12 protein-coding genes and 1 pseudogene are annotated in these 16,736 nt (G+C 74.0%); 10 read left to right on the forward strand and 3 right to left on the reverse strand.

Annotated elements, in window-relative coordinates; translation table 11 throughout:
- Positions 1-886: pseudogene (locus C1I99_RS18450) on the reverse strand (CAP domain-containing protein); the annotation flags it as partial.
- 358 nt (positions 887-1,244) lie between these two features.
- Between C1I99_RS18450 and C1I99_RS18455 the strand changes: the two are divergent.
- From C1I99_RS18455 to C1I99_RS18465, 3 genes are all read left to right on the forward strand, one after another.
- A complete protein-coding gene (locus C1I99_RS18455; protein WP_111135466.1) occupies positions 1,245-1,439 on the forward strand; it encodes a hypothetical protein in 195 nt (64 codons plus the stop codon).
- Positions 1,440-1,781: 342 nt separating this feature from the next.
- Positions 1,782-5,396 (forward strand): chromosome segregation protein SMC, encoded by a 3,615-nt coding sequence (smc, locus tag C1I99_RS18460; protein ID WP_111135467.1) that lies wholly within the window; start codon positions 1,782-1,784, stop codon positions 5,394-5,396.
- Complete coding sequence (locus C1I99_RS18465; RefSeq protein ID WP_111135468.1) at positions 5,396-6,016, forward strand: HAD family hydrolase; 621 nt, start codon at positions 5,396-5,398, stop codon at positions 6,014-6,016. The genes smc and C1I99_RS18465 overlap by 1 nt, the downstream gene beginning before the upstream one ends.
- An 18-nt stretch (positions 6,017-6,034) precedes the next feature.
- Here C1I99_RS18465 and C1I99_RS18470 read toward each other — a convergent pair whose 3' ends face one another.
- Together C1I99_RS18470 and C1I99_RS18475 are read right to left on the reverse strand one after the other, a co-directional pair.
- Positions 6,035-6,556, reverse strand: coding sequence for a DinB family protein (locus C1I99_RS18470; protein ID WP_111135477.1), 522 nt, complete (start codon positions 6,554-6,556; stop codon positions 6,035-6,037).
- A gap of 64 nt (positions 6,557-6,620) precedes the next feature.
- Entirely contained in the window at positions 6,621-8,387 is a 1,767-nt protein-coding gene (locus tag C1I99_RS18475) for an alkaline phosphatase D family protein (protein ID WP_111135469.1), read from the reverse strand.
- Positions 8,388-8,536: 149 nt separating this feature from the next.
- On the opposite strand from C1I99_RS18475, the gene ftsY reads away from it, so the two are divergent.
- From ftsY to C1I99_RS18510, 7 genes are all read left to right on the forward strand, one after another.
- The gene (gene ftsY, locus C1I99_RS18480) at positions 8,537-9,727 is read left to right on the forward strand and encodes a signal recognition particle-docking protein FtsY (RefSeq protein WP_111135470.1); all 1,191 of its coding nucleotides are present in this window, start codon (positions 8,537-8,539) and stop codon (positions 9,725-9,727) included.
- A 7-nt stretch (positions 9,728-9,734) separates the two neighbouring features.
- Positions 9,735-10,598, forward strand: a complete 864-nt coding sequence (locus C1I99_RS18485; RefSeq protein ID WP_199562236.1) for a phosphotransferase — start codon at positions 9,735-9,737, stop codon at positions 10,596-10,598.
- 201 nt (positions 10,599-10,799) lie between these two features.
- Entirely contained in the window at positions 10,800-12,173 is a 1,374-nt protein-coding gene (locus C1I99_RS18490) for an ammonium transporter (protein WP_111135472.1), read from the forward strand.
- Between the two features lie 25 nt (positions 12,174-12,198).
- Complete coding sequence (locus tag C1I99_RS18495; protein ID WP_199562238.1) at positions 12,199-12,537, forward strand: P-II family nitrogen regulator; 339 nt, start codon at positions 12,199-12,201, stop codon at positions 12,535-12,537.
- A 16-nt stretch (positions 12,538-12,553) separates the two neighbouring features.
- Positions 12,554-14,824, forward strand: a complete 2,271-nt coding sequence (locus C1I99_RS18500) for a [protein-PII] uridylyltransferase (RefSeq protein ID WP_111135474.1) — start codon at positions 12,554-12,556, stop codon at positions 14,822-14,824.
- A 114-nt stretch (positions 14,825-14,938) separates the two neighbouring features.
- Positions 14,939-15,841: an ABC transporter ATP-binding protein gene (locus tag C1I99_RS18505; protein ID WP_111135475.1), complete on the forward strand. Its 903-nt coding sequence runs from the start codon at positions 14,939-14,941 to the stop codon at positions 15,839-15,841.
- Positions 15,831-16,736, forward strand: a 906-nt coding sequence (locus C1I99_RS18510; protein WP_111135476.1) for an ABC transporter permease, incomplete at its 3' end; no start/stop codon positions are given. The genes C1I99_RS18505 and C1I99_RS18510, both read left to right, overlap by 11 nt.

Below are 16,736 nucleotides of genomic sequence, written 5' to 3' on the forward strand. Positions count from 1 at the left end.
GGCTGGGGCTGGGCGAGGCCAGGGCGTCGGCGGGGGCGGATTCGGTGCCGGGTACCGCCGGGGCGGCGGCGATGGTGTCGTCGACGGCTGTCGGGTCCACCTGCCGGTCGTCGGGCAGCGCCAGGGCCGCCACGCTGAGGCTCACCACGAGGGTGGCCGCCGCGGCGGCGCCGCCGATCAGCACCGGACGGGAGAAGCGCCGGTTGGTGCGGTGCCGGCCGTCGCCGCCGTCGGGTTCCTGTTCGGCGGGGCGCGCTGCCGGGCCGGTGGGCGCCGGCTGTGTGCCGGCGGCCGGTCCGGCCGGGTGATCGCCCAGCGCGCCGGACCACTGCTCGGTCGGCTGCTCGCCGTGCCACCCGTCGTCCGGCTGCTCGGGCCGGTCGTCGCCGGCCCGCCACGACCCGGTCGACGGCGCCGGGCCGGCCGGCTGCCGCGACTCGGCGGCCTGCCAGGGCTCCGCCGGCTGCCACGACGCGGCGGGCTGCCACGACCCGGTGGGCTGCCACGCCTCGGTCGGCTGGTCGCGGTACGGGTCGGCGGGCTCGGCATCCCAGCCGGCGGTCGGCTGGTCGCGGTACGGCTCCCCGGGCGCCGGCCAGTGCTCGGTCGGCTGGTCGCGGTACGGGTCGGCGGGTTCCGCGCCCCAGCCGGCGGTCGGCTGGTCGCGGTGTCCGTCGCCGGCCGGCCGGTCGTGTCGCCACGCGGCGGGCTGCTGGCGGTGCCACTCGTCCCCGGGCTGCTCCGGCTCGTCGCCGAACAGGTAGGACGATCGGGGCTCCGGACGGTCTGTCAGCCAGGCCGGCTCGTCGTGCGGCGGCTCGGCGCGCCGGTGCGCGCCGTCCGGGTCGTTCGGGTCGGTCCAGCCGTACACGCCTGTCGCCTCCACGGGTCGATTGCGGGCCGGGGTGACGCTACGTGGCGGGCGTGACCAGCGGCAACGTGGCTAAGAAAGAGTTAAGGGGAAGTCGGGCGACCGGGTAGGGACTTCCCGCGATCCCGGGCGTACAGTAAAGACGTCCGGACAGAGCGTGTCCGCGCCGTGTGGCAGCCCCCCGACAAGTGGGCAGGTTGACGTGGAGATGATCTACGGCCTGCGAGAACTTGACGAAGGAGGGGGTATCGGCTCAATATATAAGTGTCGCCAGTCGCGCCCGGTCATGCCCAGAATCGTCTGGAATGGCAGTCGCGTACACATTTGGGCGCGCGTTGGCCGGCTATCCGGCAGCGCATATCAAGGAGTCAACATGGCTAAGGCCCTGTACGGCCACGTAGGCGCAGCGCCCGACCGGCGTCTGCTCGACGAGGTCACCCGACTGCGTGCCACGGTTCAGGCACTGGAGTTCGAGATCACCCGGCTGCGTGCCGAGAACGATCGGCTCGCGGCGGCCGCGACTCAGGCGGACGGCCTGCTCCGTCTCGCGGAGCCCGCGCTCACCTGAGCCCCAGGTCGCACAACTGAATCGCAGCACGCGAAAAGGCGCGCCGACACGTATGTGCCGGCGCGCAGTTCTGTCCGCACCTTTCCCGGAAACCATTTCGCGATCTTGTGCGGACGGCCGCGGACCGCCCACGGAACCGCGCCCGCTCACCTTCTGAACCGTCGTCTCGTCAGCGGAACCGGGAATCCGATCCGTAGGTCGCTGCCCGCCCGCCGCCGCCCGGCACGGCGCCCACCAGGCGGGTCGCGTGCCAGGTCGTCCCCGGTCGCGGGTTAGGCTGCGGGTTCACCAGGTCCGCGCAGCCGGTGACGGTACGGCGGCCACCGGACGAGGATCGAGAAGGTGCATCTCAAGAGCCTGACGGTGAAGGGCTTCAAGTCCTTCGCCTCCGCGACGACCCTCAAGCTGGAGCCCGGGATCACCTGCGTGGTCGGCCCGAACGGCTCCGGCAAGTCGAACGTCGTCGACGCCATCGCGTGGGTGCTCGGCGAGCAGGGCGCCAAGGCGCTGCGCGGCGGCAAGATGGAGGATGTCATCTTCGCCGGCACCGCCGGCCGGGCACCGCTCGGCCGAGCCGAGGTGACGCTGACCATCGACAACACCGACGGTGCGCTGCCGATCGAGTACACCGAGGTATCGATCACCCGCCGGATGTTCCGCTCCGGCGAGAGCGAGTACGAGATCAACGGCGACTCCTGCCGCCTGCTCGACATCCAGGAGCTGCTCTCGGACTCCGGCATCGGCCGGGAGATGCACATCATCGTCGGTCAGGGCCGGCTCGACGGCATGCTGCACGCCAAGCCGGAGGACCGGCGGGCGTTCATCGAGGAGGCGGCCGGCGTCCTCAAGCACCGCAAGCGCAAGGAGAAGGCGCTGCGGAAGCTCGACGCGATGCAGACCAACCTCAACCGGCTCACCGACCTCACCGCCGAGCTGCGCCGCCAGCTCAAGCCGCTGGGCCGGCAGGCCGAGGTGGCCCGGCGGGCCGCCGCGATCCAGGCCAACCTGCGCGACGCCCGGCTGCGGCTGCTCGCCGACGACCTGGCGACCCTGCGCGCCACCCTAAACAAGGAGATCGCCGACGAGACGGCGGTCCGCGAGCGGCGCGAGCAGGTGGAGACCGAGCACACCGAGGTGCAGGCCCGCCTCGCCGAGCTGGAGGCCGCGCTCGCCGAGGACGCCCCGCTGCTGGCCGCGGCGCAGGACACCTGGTACAAGCTCTCCGCCCTGCAGGAGCGGTTCCGCTCCATCGAGCAGCTCGCCCGGGAACGGCTGCGGCATCTCAGCGCCACCCCCGACGACGAGCGTCCCGGCCGCGACCCGGACCAGTTGGAGGCCGAGGCGGAGCGGGTCCGTGAGCAGGAGGAGGAGCTGCGCGCGGCGCTCACCGACGACCAGATCCGGCTGGCCGAGGCGGTGGAGCACCGGCAGGAGCTGGAACGGCAGCTGGCCGCCGCCGAGCGCGAGCTGGTCGCCGCGGCCAAGGCGATCGCCGACCGGCGGGAGGGGCTGGCCCGGCTGACCGGCCAGGTCAACTCCGCCCGGGCCCGCACGGCGACCGCCGGCGAGGAGATCGAACGGCTCGCCGCGGCGCACGCCGACGCGCTGGCCCGGGCCGAGAAGGCGCAGGCCGACCTCGACGCCGTCGCCGCGCAGTCCACCGAGGCGGACCGGGACAACGCCGACCTGGACGCCCGGCACGCCGAGGCGGTCGCCGCCCACGAGAAGGCGCAGGCCACCGCCCGGTCCCTGGGCGACGCCGAGCGGGCCGCGGAGAAGGACGCGGCCACCTGGAAGGCCCGCGAGGAGGCGCTCGCCCTCGGCCTGCGCCGCAAGGACGGCGCCGGTGCGCTGCTGACCCGCGCCCACGAGGTGCCCGGCCTGCTGGGCAGCCTCGCCGGGCTGCTCACCGTCGCGCCCGGGCACGAGGCCGCGCTCGCCGCCGCGCTCGGCGGGCTCGCGGACGCGGTGGCCGTCAGCGGGGTGGACGAGGCCGTCGAGGCGATGCGGCTGCTCAAGATCTCCGACGCTGGCCGGGCCGGCCTGCTCGTCGGCAGCCCGGCCGGCCCGGGAATGGACGGCGGCGCCGACGCGCTGCGTCCCAAGCTGCCCGACGGCGCGCGGTGGGCGCCCGACCTGGTGGAGTGCGCCGCCGAGATCCGCCCGGCGGTGCACCGGGCGCTGCGCGACGTGGTGCTGGTCGACGACCTCGCCGCCGCGGCGGAGCTGGTGGCCGGCAACCCCGAGCTGCGCGCGGTCACCCCGGACGGCGACGTGGTGGGGGCGTACGCGGCGGCCGGCGGGTCGGCCAAGGCGCCCAGCTTCATCGAGGTGCAGGCGGCGGTCGAGGAAGCCCGGTCGAACCGGCTGGCCGCCGAGCGGACCAGCGCCGAACTGCGCGAGCAGCTCGTCGATGCCCGCGCCGAGGTGGCCGCCGCCAAGGAGGCGGTGCAGCACGCCGCCGCCGCGAAGCGTGCGGCGGAGAGCCACCGCAACGCCGCCGCCCGCCGGCTGGCCGAACTGGGCGCGGCGGCCCGCTCGGCGCGGGCGGAGACCGACCGGCTCGGCGAGTCCCGCTCCCGTGCGGAGGCCGCCCGGGAACGGGACCTGCTGGCCCTGGCCGAGCTGGAGGAGCGGCTGCGGCTGGCCGAGGAGACCCGGATCGACGCCGAGCCCTCCACCGCGGAACGGGATCAGCTGGCCGCGATGGTGCCGCAGGCCCGGCAGAACGAGATGGAGGTCCGGCTGGCGGTGCGTACCGCCGAGGAGCGGGTCTCCTCGATCGCCGGCCGGGCCGACTCGCTGCGCCGCCAGGCCGTTGCGGAGCGCGCGGCCCGGGAGCGGGCCACGGCCCGGCGGGCGGCGCGGAGCCGGGGCGCCGGGATCGCCCGGGCGGTGGCCGGCGGCGCCCGCGAGGCCCTCACCCGGTTGACCGCCTCGATCGCCGCGGCCGAGGAGCACCGCGACGCCGTGGCGCGCGAACGCGCCGCCCGCGAGGCCGAGTTGCAGGAGGTACGCGGCGCCGCCAAGCGGCTCGGCGCGGAGCTGGAGCGGCTGACCAGCCAGGTGCACCGGGACGAAGTGGCCCGCGCCGAGCAGCGGCTGCGCATCGAGCAGTTGGAGGCGAAGGCGGCCGAGGACTTCGGCTTGGACGTGGAGACCCTCGTCGCCGAGTACGGCCCGCACCAGCCGGTCCCGCCGACCCAGGCCGACGTCGCGGCGGCCGAGCGGGACGGCCTGCCGGTGCCCGAGCCGGTGCGCTACGAACGGCCGGTGCAGGAGAAGCGAGCCGGGAAGGCGGAACGGGAGCTGGCCCTGCTCGGCAAGGTCAACCCGCTGGCCCTGGAGGAGTTCGCCGCCCTGGAGGAGCGCTACAAGTTCCTCTCCGAGCAGCTGGAGGACCTCAAGGCCACCCGGCGGGACCTGCTCACCGTGGTCAAGGACGTGGACGAACGGATCCTGGAGGTCTTCGCCAGCGCGTTCGCCGACACCGCCCGGGAGTTCGAGCAGGTCTTCACCGTGCTCTTCCCCGGCGGCGAGGGGCGCCTGGTGCTCACCGATCCGGACGACCTGCTCACCACCGGCGTGGAGGTGGAAGCCCGCCCACCGGGCAAGAAGATCAAGCGGCTGTCGTTGCTCTCCGGCGGCGAGCGGTCGCTGACCGCGGTGGCGATGCTGGTGGCGATCTTCCGCGCCCGGCCCAGCCCGTTCTACATCATGGACGAGGTGGAGGCGGCGCTCGACGACGTGAACCTGGGCCGGCTGATCACGTTGCTGGCGCAGCTGCGGGAGAAGAGCCAGCTGATCGTCATCACGCACCAGAAGCGGACGATGGAGATCGCCGACGCCCTCTACGGGGTGACCATGCGCGGCGGCGTCACCCAGGTAATCAGCCAGCGGCTCAACCGGGCCGACGGGGACAACGAGCGGCACGGCCGCGGCGAGGAGAACGGGTAGTGGCTCGGGAACGCGCGACGGCGCTCCTGGTGGACTTCGACGGCGTCCTGCGGCGCTGGGACCCGGCGGTGGCGGCCGGGGTGGAGCGGCGCTACGGCCTCTCCGAGGGCGTGCTCACCGAGATCGCCATGCAGTGGGGGCGGCTCCAGCCGGTGCTCACCGGCCAGGTCAACCACGCCGACTGGATGACCAGCGTGGCCGAGGCGCTGGCCGGGCCGGCCGGCAGCCCGGACCGGGCCCGGGCGGCGGTCGAGGAGTGGCAGCGCTACCGGGGCGAGGTCGACGCCGAGGTGCTCGCTTTCATCCGTGCGGCGCGTGCCGGCGGGATCCGGGTCGGCCTGGCCACGAACGCCACCGATCTGCTCGACGCCGACCTGGCCGCGCTCGACCTGACCGGCGAGCTGGACGTGGTGGTCAGCTCGTACCGGCTGGGGGTGAACAAGCCGGCCAAGGAGTATTTCCAGGCCGCGTGCGAGGCGGTGGCGACGCCGCCGGCCCGGGTGCTGTTCGTCGACGACGAGGACTGGTCGGTGCGCGGTGCCCGGGCCGCCGGGCTGTCGGCGCACCGCTGGACGGGGCCTGGCGACCTGCGCTACCTGCGGGCGGCGCTGGCGTACTGAGGGCGGGGCCGGGTGCCGTCAGTCGCCGGTGACGCCGTCGATGCGCTCGCGGATCAGGTCGGCGTGGCCGTTGTGCCGGGCGTACTCCTCGATCATGTGCACGAAGACCCAGCGCAGGTTGAACGTCCGGCGCTTCGGGCCGACCTCGGTGAACGTGTCGTCCAGGGAGCGGCCCGCGGCGGCGGCACGGGCCAGCCCGACCTCCCGGTGGAACGTGGCGAAGTCGGCCTCGGCGTCGGCGGTACTGACGTCGTGGTCGGCGTCCGGGTTGTCTGGCGTGTAGTAGGGGTAGTCGACCTGCTCGCCGGCGAAGTTCTCCCGGAACCACCACGCCTCCACCTCGGCCAGGTGGCGGACCAGGCCGAGCAGGGTGAGCCCGGACGGTTCGACGCTCGGCGTCCGCAGCTGCTCGGCGGTCAGCCCGGCGCACTTGAGCAGCAGGGTCTGGCGATGGTAGTCGAGCCAACCCTCCAGGATGGTGCGCTCGTCGCCGACGTAGGGCTCGTGGATCCGGACGATCTCCGGGGCACTCCAGGTCATGCCGACCATCCTCGCCTGGCCGACGAACGGCCGGCGACCGGTTATCAGGGCACCACGACGCCGGTCAGCCGGCGTCGGTCAGCCGGTGGTGCATCACCGGGCGCAGGTGGCCGTCGCGGGTGGTGCCCTCGATGGTCACCTCGGCCGACCGGCCCCGGTGCGCCAGGGTGGCCACCGCGTTGCCGAAGTACGGGCCGGCCAGCTTCCGCCAGCGCACGGTGGGACTGCGGAGCCCGGCCGAGCGGGCCAGCGCCCGGGTGGCCCCGGCCGGGCCGGACGCCCAGCCCAGCCGCATCAGCGGGCGCATCCCGGCGGGCACCTGGTTGTGGATCGGTGAGCAGGTGAGCTGGTGCACCGGGGTGACCACGGCCCGGTCGTCGAACCGCGCCCGCGCCACGTACGAGTGGTGCACGTCACCGGAGAGCACGCTGATCGACGCCGGTGGCGGGTACGCCGGCCCGGCACCGACCCGGTCGCCCGGCTGACCGGGCGTGCCGCTGCCGATCCGGGCGAAGAGCGCGCCGAGGGCGTCGAACGAGCGGCGGAACGCGGCCCAGTGCTCCAGGTCGAGCCCGCGCCGCAGCCGCTCCGACAGGACGGCGACCCAGCGCCGGCGGGAGTCGGCGAGCTTCTCGTTCCACGACTCGACGTGGTGGATGCCCGGCGGGAGCAGCCAGGGCAGCGAGGCGCCGACCACCAGGTGGTCGTACCCGCCGTGGGCCTGGTCGAGGAACCAGGACCACTCAGCCGGCGGCAGCATGGCCCGCCGGCCCGGCTCCAGCACCCGGCTGCACCGGTTGTCGAGCACGACCAGCCGGGTGCGGCCCAGGTTGAGCGCGTAGCTCCACTGATAACTGCGGGCCCGCGCGGGCGCGCGCGAGGAGTGGGCGGAGCGAGCCCCCCGGCCGGGCGCGGAGGATCCGGCCAGCTCGTGGTGGGCCGGGTCGGACTCCTGGTCGACCCGGTGCCCGAACTCCTGGAGCACGCCGGTGGCGTCCTCGGCCGTGGTCACCTTGGCGAAGACCGGGTCGGCGGCGATCTCGTCGGGGGAGAGGTTGCCCAGGTGCTGGTAGACCCAGTAGGAGGCCAGTCCGCTGCCGATCCGCTCCGCCCACCAGGGCTGCCGCCGGGCGTCGGCGCGCCAGGCGGCGGAGGTGTTCCAGTCGTCGATGATCTCGTGGTCGTCGAAGATCATCACGCTCGGCACCGTGGAGAGCAGCCAGCGGATCTCCGGGTCGCGCCAGGACTCCAGGTAGAGCTTGGTGTATTCGTCGAAGCTGACCACCTGGTCGCCCGGGGCGCCCTTCGGTCGCCGCCGGCGCCGCTTGAGCAGCCGCCGCACGGTGGGCGAGGTCACGTCGGCGTAGACCTGGTCGCCGAGCAGCACCAGCAGGTCGGGCCGGGCGTCCGGGTCGGGGTCGGCCATCAGCCGCCGGGCGTACGCGTCCAGCGCGTCCGGCGGCAGCTTGCGGCTGGTGGCGTGCTGGGTGGTCTCCCGGCAGGAGCCGAAAACCAACCGGACCGGCTGGTCCCGGTCGTCGGCGGCCCGGGTGCGGATGAGGCTCGCCGGGAAACCGCTGCCCGGCACCGGCCAGGCCACCTCGCCGTCGATGAGCACCTGGTAGCTGGCCGCGCTGTCCGGGGCGAGCCCCTCCACCACCACCAGCGCGTAGTGGTGGTCGTACGCGGTGAAGGTGGGGGCGCTGCCGTGGGCGCCGTCGGCGGTGCGGACGGTGACCACGGCGGGCGCGCTGGCCTCGACCCAGACGGTCGCCCGCGTGCCCACGACCCGCCGGAGCAGCGGACCGATGAGCAGCTGCGCGGCGGGCATGGTCGACCTCCGAAATGAGCGGACTTCAGCTGTACTATCCGGCCGGCGGTCGCACCACTGCTGGCTGCGGCCGAGCCTACCGGCGCGTCCTGGTGCCGGCCGGGTGCGGTGGCTGGGACGGCGCCGCCGGCATCTGACAGGATTTCGGTATGAAGGAATACCTCCTCATCGCCCTCGCTCTGCTCGGCGTGCTGATCCTCGGTGCCATCGGGCTGGTCGTGCCGCGGCTGCGCCGGCGGCCGGAACCGCCGTTGCCCGAGACGGAGGTCGAGACCCGGGCGGAGGAGGACCGGGCCGGTCCGCCGGTCGAGGCGCCGGAGGCCGAGCTGTCCACCGGTGTCCTGGTGGAGCCGCCCACGGTCGTGGAGGCCCCGGCGCCGGTCCTGGAGGTCCCGGAGCCCGCCGCCGGGCGGCTGGTCCGGCTGCGTTCCCGGCTGTCCCGCTCGCAGAACGTCTTCGGCAAGAGCCTGCTCGGCCTGCTCAGCCGCGACCACCTGGACGAGGACGCCTGGGAGGACATCGAGGACAGCCTGATCACCGCCGACGTCGGCATCGACGCCACCCGGGAGATCGTCGACCGGCTGCGCGAGCGGACCCGGGTGCTCGGCACCCGCTCGGCCACCGAGCTGCGCGCGCTGCTCGCCGCCGAGCTGGTCAACGCCCTCGACCCGACGCTGGACCGGTCGCTGAAGACCGCCCCGAAGGACGGTGTGCCGGCCGTGCTGCTGGTGGTCGGGGTCAACGGCGCCGGCAAGACCACCACCTGCGGCAAGATCGCCCGGGTGCTGGTCGCCGACGGCCGTACCGTGCTGCTCGGCGCGGCCGACACGTTCCGTGCCGCCGCCGCCGACCAGCTGGAGACCTGGGGCGGCCGGGTCGGCGCGGAGATCGTGCGGGGCCCGGAGGCGGCCGACCCGGCCAGCGTCGCCTTCGACGCGGTCAAGCGGGGCATCGACACCGGCGTGGACACCGTGCTGATCGACACCGCCGGCCGGCTGCAGAACAAGGTCGGCCTGATGGACGAGCTGGGCAAGGTCAAGCGGGTGGTGGAGAAGCACGGTCCGATCGACGAGACACTGCTGGTCCTCGACGCCACCACCGGGCAGAACGGGCTGGAGCAGGCCCGGGTCTTCACCGAGGTGGTCAACGTCAGCGGCGTGGCGCTGACCAAGCTCGACGGCACCGCCAAGGGCGGCATCGTGATCGCGGTGCAGCGCAAACTGGGCATCCCGGTCAAGCTGGTCGGGCTCGGCGAGGGCAAGGACGACCTGGCCCCGTTCGACCCGGCACAGTTCGTCGACGCGCTGCTCGGTACCGAGCCGCTCGCCCGGGACGCGTAACCTCCCAGTGACGACTGACGATCGCGCCTACGCGGGGTGGCGCGACCCCAGCCACCCGTCGCCGCGCCTCGGGAGACCGTACGTGACTTCGCAGGAGATCCCGTTACACGGCGGGAACGTGAGCACCGTGGTCCGGGTCGGCGACACGGTCCGGCGCAACGCCGGGCCGTGGACACCGTCCGTGCACGCGCTGCTGCGCCACCTGGAGTACGTCGGGTTCACCGGCGCCCCCCGGGCCCTCGGCATGGACGAGCGCAACCGGGAGGTGCTGTCGTACCTGGAAGGGGAGTGCGGGGAGTACCCGCTGGCCCCGCACTGGGTCACCGACGAGGCGCTGGTGACGGTCGCCACCATGCTGCGGATGTTCCACGACGCGCAGTACGGCTTCGTCCCGCCGCCGGGGGCGGTGTGGCGCTCGTTCGGCCCCCCGCCGCCGGACACCGAGGTGATCTGCCACCACGACGCCGCGCCGCACAACGTGATCTGGCGGCCGGACGGCACTCTGGGGCTGATCGACTTCGACCTCGCCTCGCCCGGCGCGCGCATCTACGACGTCGCGTACGCGGCCTGGACCTGGGTGCCGATCTTCTCCGACCGGGACTCGATCACGCTTGGCTGGAAGCATCCCGACCGGCCGCGCCGGCTGCGCCTCTTCGCGGACGCGTACGGGCTGATCCCACGGGACCGGCACCGGCTGATCCGGACCCTGCGCAAGCGGATCGTCGACCACGTCGAGGGCATCCGCCGGATGGCCGCCGCCGGCGAGCCGGCGTTCGTCCGGATCGTGCACAAGGGGCATCTGCGCCGGCCGATGCGGGACCTGCGGCTGCTCGACTACGAACGGCACGCCCTGGAGTACGCGCTGCGCTGAGCCTGGCCGGCTCGCCCCGCCCCGGCCGCGTCGTGCGGTGGTGAGGTTCTCTTCACACGTCTGAAACACACCGTCACCGGCCGGAAATCGACGGGTGACCCTGGGGGAAACAGGAAGCGAGCAGGCTTCCGCGCAACCGGCGTACGGGCGACGCTGCCCCGGAAGCCGTGAAGGAGGGAACTTCACTTTTAGGAGGCCAGCGTGCCTGAAGCACCGACGATCGATACGGGCAACACCGCATGGCTGTTGATTTCGAGCGCGATCGTGCTGCTCATGACGCCCGGACTGGCGCTGTTCTACGGCGGTCTGAACCGGGCCAAGGGCGTGCTCAACATGATGATGATGAGTTTCTCGGCCATCGGGCTCGTCAGCATTCTTTGGTTGTTCTACGGCTTCACCGTCGCCTTCGGGGACGACAAGGGCGGCCTGATCGGCGATCTCGGGCAGTACCTCGGCACCAAGACCTTCATGGCCGAGACTGACCTGTGGGGCGAGACCGGCATCCCGCTCTATGTGTTCTTGGCCTTCCAGATGATGTTCGCCATCATCACCGTCGCGCTCATCAGCGGTGCCATCTCGGACCGGGCCAAGTTCTCCGGCTGGCTGCTGTTCGCGTTCGGCTGGGCCACCCTCGTCTACTTCCCGGTGGCGCACTGGGTGTGGGGCGGTGGCTTCATCGGCGCCAAGCTCGGCGCGCTGGACTTCGCCGGTGGCACCGCGGTGCACATCAACGCCGGCGCCGCCGCACTGGCGCTGGTGCTCGTGCTCGGCAAGCGGCTCGGCTGGCCTCGGGAGGCCATGAAGCCGCACAACGTGCCGATGGTGGCGCTCGGTGCCGGGCTGCTCTGGTTCGGTTGGTTCGGTTTCAACGCCGGCTCGGAGCTGACCGCCGACTCGACCACCGCGATCGCCTTCCTCAACACCCAGGTCTGCACCGCCGCCGCGGTGCTGGGCTGGCTGGTCGCCGAGTGGTTGCGCGACGGCAAGCCGACGCTGGTGGGCGCGTCGTCGGGCGCGATCGCCGGTCTGGTCGCGATCACACCCGCCTGTGCCTTCGTGGCCCCCTGGGCGGCGGTGCTGCTCGGTCTCGTCGCCGGCGTGCTCTGCGCGCTCGCCGTCGGCCTCAAGTACCGGCTCGGCTACGACGACTCCCTCGACGTGGTCGGCGTGCACTTCGTCGGTGGCTGGATCGGCTGCCTGTGGATCGGCCTGTTCGGCACCAGCTCGGTCAGCTCGCTGGTCAGCGACGAGGGGCTGTTCTACGGCGGCGGGGTGACCCAGCTCGGGGTACAGGCGCTCAGTGCCCTGATCGTCACGGTGTACTCCTTCGCGATCGCCCTCGGGCTCGGCTTCCTGATCGAGAAGACGATCGGGTTCCGGGTCTCGGCCGAGGCCGAGGTCGACGGCATCGACCTCGCGGAGCACGCGGAGAGCGGCTACGACCTGTCCCCGGCCGCGGGCGGCAGCGGCGGCGCCTTCGCGCTTGCCGGGATCGGGACGCCGGGCGCCGCCAAGCCGGCGGACGAGCCGGCCGAGCCGGCGTCCGCGCCGGTCAACGAGAAGGTCGGCGGTTAACGTTCCTGGGATGGAGGGGTTGGACATGAAGCTGGTGACCGCGGTCATCAAGCCGTACCAGCTGGACGCGGTGAAGGAGGCCCTGCACGCCCTCGGGGTGGCCGGCCTGACCGTCAGCGAGGTCCAGGGCTACGGCCGGCAGAAGGGGCACACCGAGGTCTACCGGGGTGCCGAGTACACGGTCGAGTTCCTGCCCAAGATCCGGGTCGAGGTGCTCACCGACGAGATCGACGTCGAGAAGATCGTCGACGCGGTGGTCGCCGCCGCCCGCACCGGCAAGATCGGCGACGGCAAGGTATGGGTGACCGCGGTCGAGGACGTCGTCCGGGTCCGTACCGGCGAGCGCGGCCTCGACGCGCTCTGAGCCCGCACCGACCGACATGACCTCGTTGACCAAGGGGAACGCGTCCGGATCCACCGGTGACGCGGACCTCGTGGTCAACGAGGTCGTCGGCGTGCCCGGCGGCATCGGGGCCGCGGCCCGGGCGGCGCGCGCCGACGCCTTCGACGCCTGGCTCGGATCGCTGCTGCCCGACCGGCCCGGCGTGGCGCTGGTCGCCGTGGGCGGGCTCGGGCGGCGGCAGTGCGCGCCGTACGGCGACCTCGACCTGGTGCTGCTGCACGCGGGCGTGCCCGGCGTGGACGAGTTGGCCGCCGCCCTCTGGTACCCGGTGTGGGACGCCGGGCTGCGGCTGGACCACTCGGTGCGTACCGTCGCCGAGGCCCTGTCGGTGGCCCAGGACGACGTCAAGGTCGCCCTCGGGCTGCTGGACGCCCGGCTGGTCGCCGGGGACGCCGCGCTCGCCGACACGCTGGTCCGCACCGCGGTCGACCACTGGCGGCGCACCGCCGTACGCCAGCTGCCCGCCCTGCGGGAGATCACCGGCTTTCGCTGGGAGGCGCACGGCGAACTGGCCTTCCTGCTGGAGGGCGACCTGAAGGAGGCCGCCGGCGGGCTGCGCGACGTGGGCATCCTGCGCGCCATCGCCACCGCCGGCATCACCGACGCGCTGCGCCCCGCGGTCCGCGCAGCCCACCTGCGGTTGCTCGACACCCGGGACGCCCTGCACCGGCAGGTCGGCCGCCGGGTGGACCGGCTGGTCGCCCAGGAGCGCGACGGGGTGGCCGCGCTGCTCGGCCTGGACGATGGGGACGCCCTGCTGCGGCGGGTGGCCGGCGACGCCCGCACGGTCAGCCACGCCCTCGACGACGGCTTCCGGGCCGCCGAGCGGCTCCGCTCCGGCCGCCGCCGGGGCGCCGACGGCCGTCCGGTACGCCGTCCGGTCGCCCGGGACGTGGTGGAGCACGACGGTGAGCTGGTCCTGGCGCGGACCGCGATCGGCGCCCGCCCCGACCCGAACCTGTCGCTGCGGGTCGCCGCCGCCGCGGCCAGCACCCGGCTGCCCATCGCCCGGGCCACCTGCGAGTGGCTGGCCGCGTACTGCCCGCCGCTGCCGGCGCCGTGGCCGGCCGAGGCCCGGGCCGCGCTGATCACCCTGCTCGGCGCCGGCCCGGGACTGGTGCCGGCCTGGGAGACCTGCGACCGGTACGGGCTGATCGAGGGCTGGCTGCCGGAGTGGACGCGGCTGCGCAGCCTGCCCCAGCACAACCCGGTCCACCGCTTCACCCTCGACCGGCACCTGGTGCAGACCGCGTACGAAGCCAGCCGGTACAGCCGCGAGGTAGACCGGCCCGACCTGCTGCTGCTCGGCGCGTTCCTGCACGACATCGGCAAGGGGCTGCCCGGCGATCACAGCACCGTCGGCGCGCCGCTGGCCGAGGCGGTGGCGGCCCGGATCGGCCTGCCGGAGCGGGAGGCCGCGTTGATCGGCACGCTGGTCCGGCTGCACCTGCTCCTGCCCGACGTGGCGACCCGGCGCGACCTCGCCGACCCGGTCACCATCGCCCGGGTGGCCGAGGCGGTCGGCGACCCGGCCACCCTCGACCTGCTGCACGCCCTGGTACGCGCGGACGCCGCCGCCACCGGCCCGGCCGCCTGGTCGGACTGGAAGGGCCGGCTCATCGCCGAGCTGGTCGCCCGGGTCCGCACCGCCCTGGACACCGGGGCGCTGCCCGCCCCGCCCGCCCCGGACCCGGCGCTGGTGGCCGGGCCGCTGCCGGTCGTACACCTGACCGGGGACCGGGTGGCGGTGGCCGCGGCGGACCGGCGGGGCCTACTCGCGACGGTGGCCGGCTGCCTGGCCCTGCACCGGCTGGAGGTGCTCTCCGCCGACGCGGCGACCGTGGACGGCCGGGCCCTGGTCCAGTTCCGGGTGCAGCCCCGCTACGGCCTCGCGCCGGACCCGATCGCGCTCGGCAGCGACCTGCGCCGGGCGGTCACCGGCGACGTCTCGGTGATCCAGCGGCTGCGCGGACGGGCCCTCGCGGCGCGGGGCGCCGGCGCGGCGCCCCGGGTGGTCTGGCACCGGGAGGCAGCCACCGACGCCGTGCTGCTGGAGCTGCGCGCGGCCGACGCGGCCGGGCTGCTCTACCGGGTGACCTGCGCCCTGGACGAGGCCGGCGCGCAGGTCCGCGCGGCTCGCATCTCCACCCTCGGCGGCGATGTGGTGGACGCCTTCTACCTGGTCGGCGGCTGGCCGGACGACGTGACCCGGGCCCGCCTAGAGGCCGCCGTCCTCGCCGCGGTGTGAGCCGGACGACGCCGCCGGGCGCTCTGCGCGCCCGCCCACTACGTCCCGCCGCGTAGTCGCAGAGTCGCCCGCCGGCCGACGTGCCGCGGCCCCCCGCGCGGAACTCTCGGTGGCATGAACCTGCCTGTGCGAACCGAAGGACTCACCAAGCGGTACGGCGACCTGACCGCCGTGCGGGATCTCAACCTGACCGTACGGGCCGGCGAGGTGTACGGCTTCCTCGGCCCGAACGGCGCCGGCAAGACCACCACCCTGCGGATGCTGCTCGGCCTGGTCCGTCCGACCGCCGGCACCGTCCGGCTGCTCGGCCGGCCGCCGGGCGCCGGGCGGTTGGCCGCGGTGGGGGCGCTGATCGAAGGCCCCGCCTTCTACCCGTACCTCTCCGGACGGGAGAACCTGCGGGTGCTGGCGCGCTACGCCGGTGCCGCGGCCGACCGGGTGCCGCTCGTGCTCGACCTGGTCGATCTCGCCGACCGGGCCCGGCACCGCTATGCCAGCTACTCCCTCGGCATGAAGCAGCGCCTCGGGGTCGCCGCCGCCCTGCTCAAGGATCCCCGTCTGCTCATCCTCGACGAGCCCACCAACGGCCTGGACCCGGCCGGCACGGCCGACATGCGGCGGCTGATCCGCCGGTTGGGCGCCGCCGGCTGCACCGTGCTCCTGTCCAGCCATCTGCTCGGCGAGGTGGAGCAGGTCTGCGACCGGATCGGGGTGGTGTCCAGCGGCCGGCTGATCGCCGAGGGCAGCGTGGCGGACCTGCGCGGCACGGCCGGCCTGCGGGTGCTGGCCGAGCCGCTGGACGGCGCGGCCGAGCGGGCCCGGGCCCTGGTCGGCGCGGAGCGGGTGCGGGTGGTCGACGGGGGACTGGAGCTGGCCGTCGAACCGGACCGGGCGGCCTGGCTGAACACGGAACTTGTCCGGGCCGGGGTGGCGGTGCGCGAACTGCGCCCCCGAAAACGCGACCTGGAGCAGGTGTTCTTCGAACTGATCGGAAAGGAGACGGCCGATGTCCGGTAGCTTCCGGGCCGAGCTGGTGAAACTGGTGCGACGGCCGGCGGCCTGGCTGCTGCTCGCCATCACGCTGGCGCTGGCGGTGCTCTTCACCTATGTCTTCCCGTACGCCGGCTACGCCGCCGGCACGGGCGGCCCGAACAGCGGGCGGGCCCTGTCGACGCTGCTGCCCGACCGGCTGGTGGGCAACTCGCTGGGCGGGCTGCCGGTCTTCCTCGGCGCGATCGTGCTGATCCTCGGGGTGCTGGTGGTTGGCGGCGAGTACGCCTGGGGAACCTGGAAGACGGTGCTGTCGCAGGGCCCGTCCCGGCTGGGCGTCTACGCCGGCAAGCTGCTGACGCTGGCCATGGCCGCCCTGGTCGTCGTCCTGGCCGTGTTCGGCGTCGGCGCGGTGAGCAGCGCGCTCATCGCGGCCGCCGAGGCGCGGCCGGTGCGCTGGCCCGGGCTCGGCGACCTGCTCACCGGGATCGGGGCGGGCTGGCTCATCGCCACGATGTGGGCGATGCTCGGTGTCGTGCTGGCCGTCGCCCTGCGTGCCGTGGCCCTGCCCGTCGGGTTGGGCCTGGTGTGGATGCTCGCGGTGCAGAATCTGCTCGCCGCCATCGCCGCACCCCTGCTGGACTGGGTGGCGCGGCTGCAGAAGGGCCTGCCCGGCCCGAACGCCGGCTCGTTGGCCGGGGCGCTCGGCGCCTCCGCGGACACGCCCGGGGTCGCGGCGGCGGTCGGTGGCGGGCAGGCGGCCCTGGTGGTCGCCGGCTACCTCGTCGCGTTCGCGGCGGTGGGTGCGCTGCTGCTGCGCCTGTCTCTCATACACATCTCCGAGCCCACGAGACTAGCGCTCACCTCGTATGCCGTCTTCTGCTTGAAAAAAAAACAGCAATCGCCCGGTCACCGTAAATAC

The sequence above is a fragment of the Micromonospora deserti genome (genome assembly GCF_003236335.1).
Taxonomy (GTDB): Bacteria; Actinomycetota; Actinomycetes; order Mycobacteriales; family Micromonosporaceae; genus Micromonospora; species Micromonospora deserti.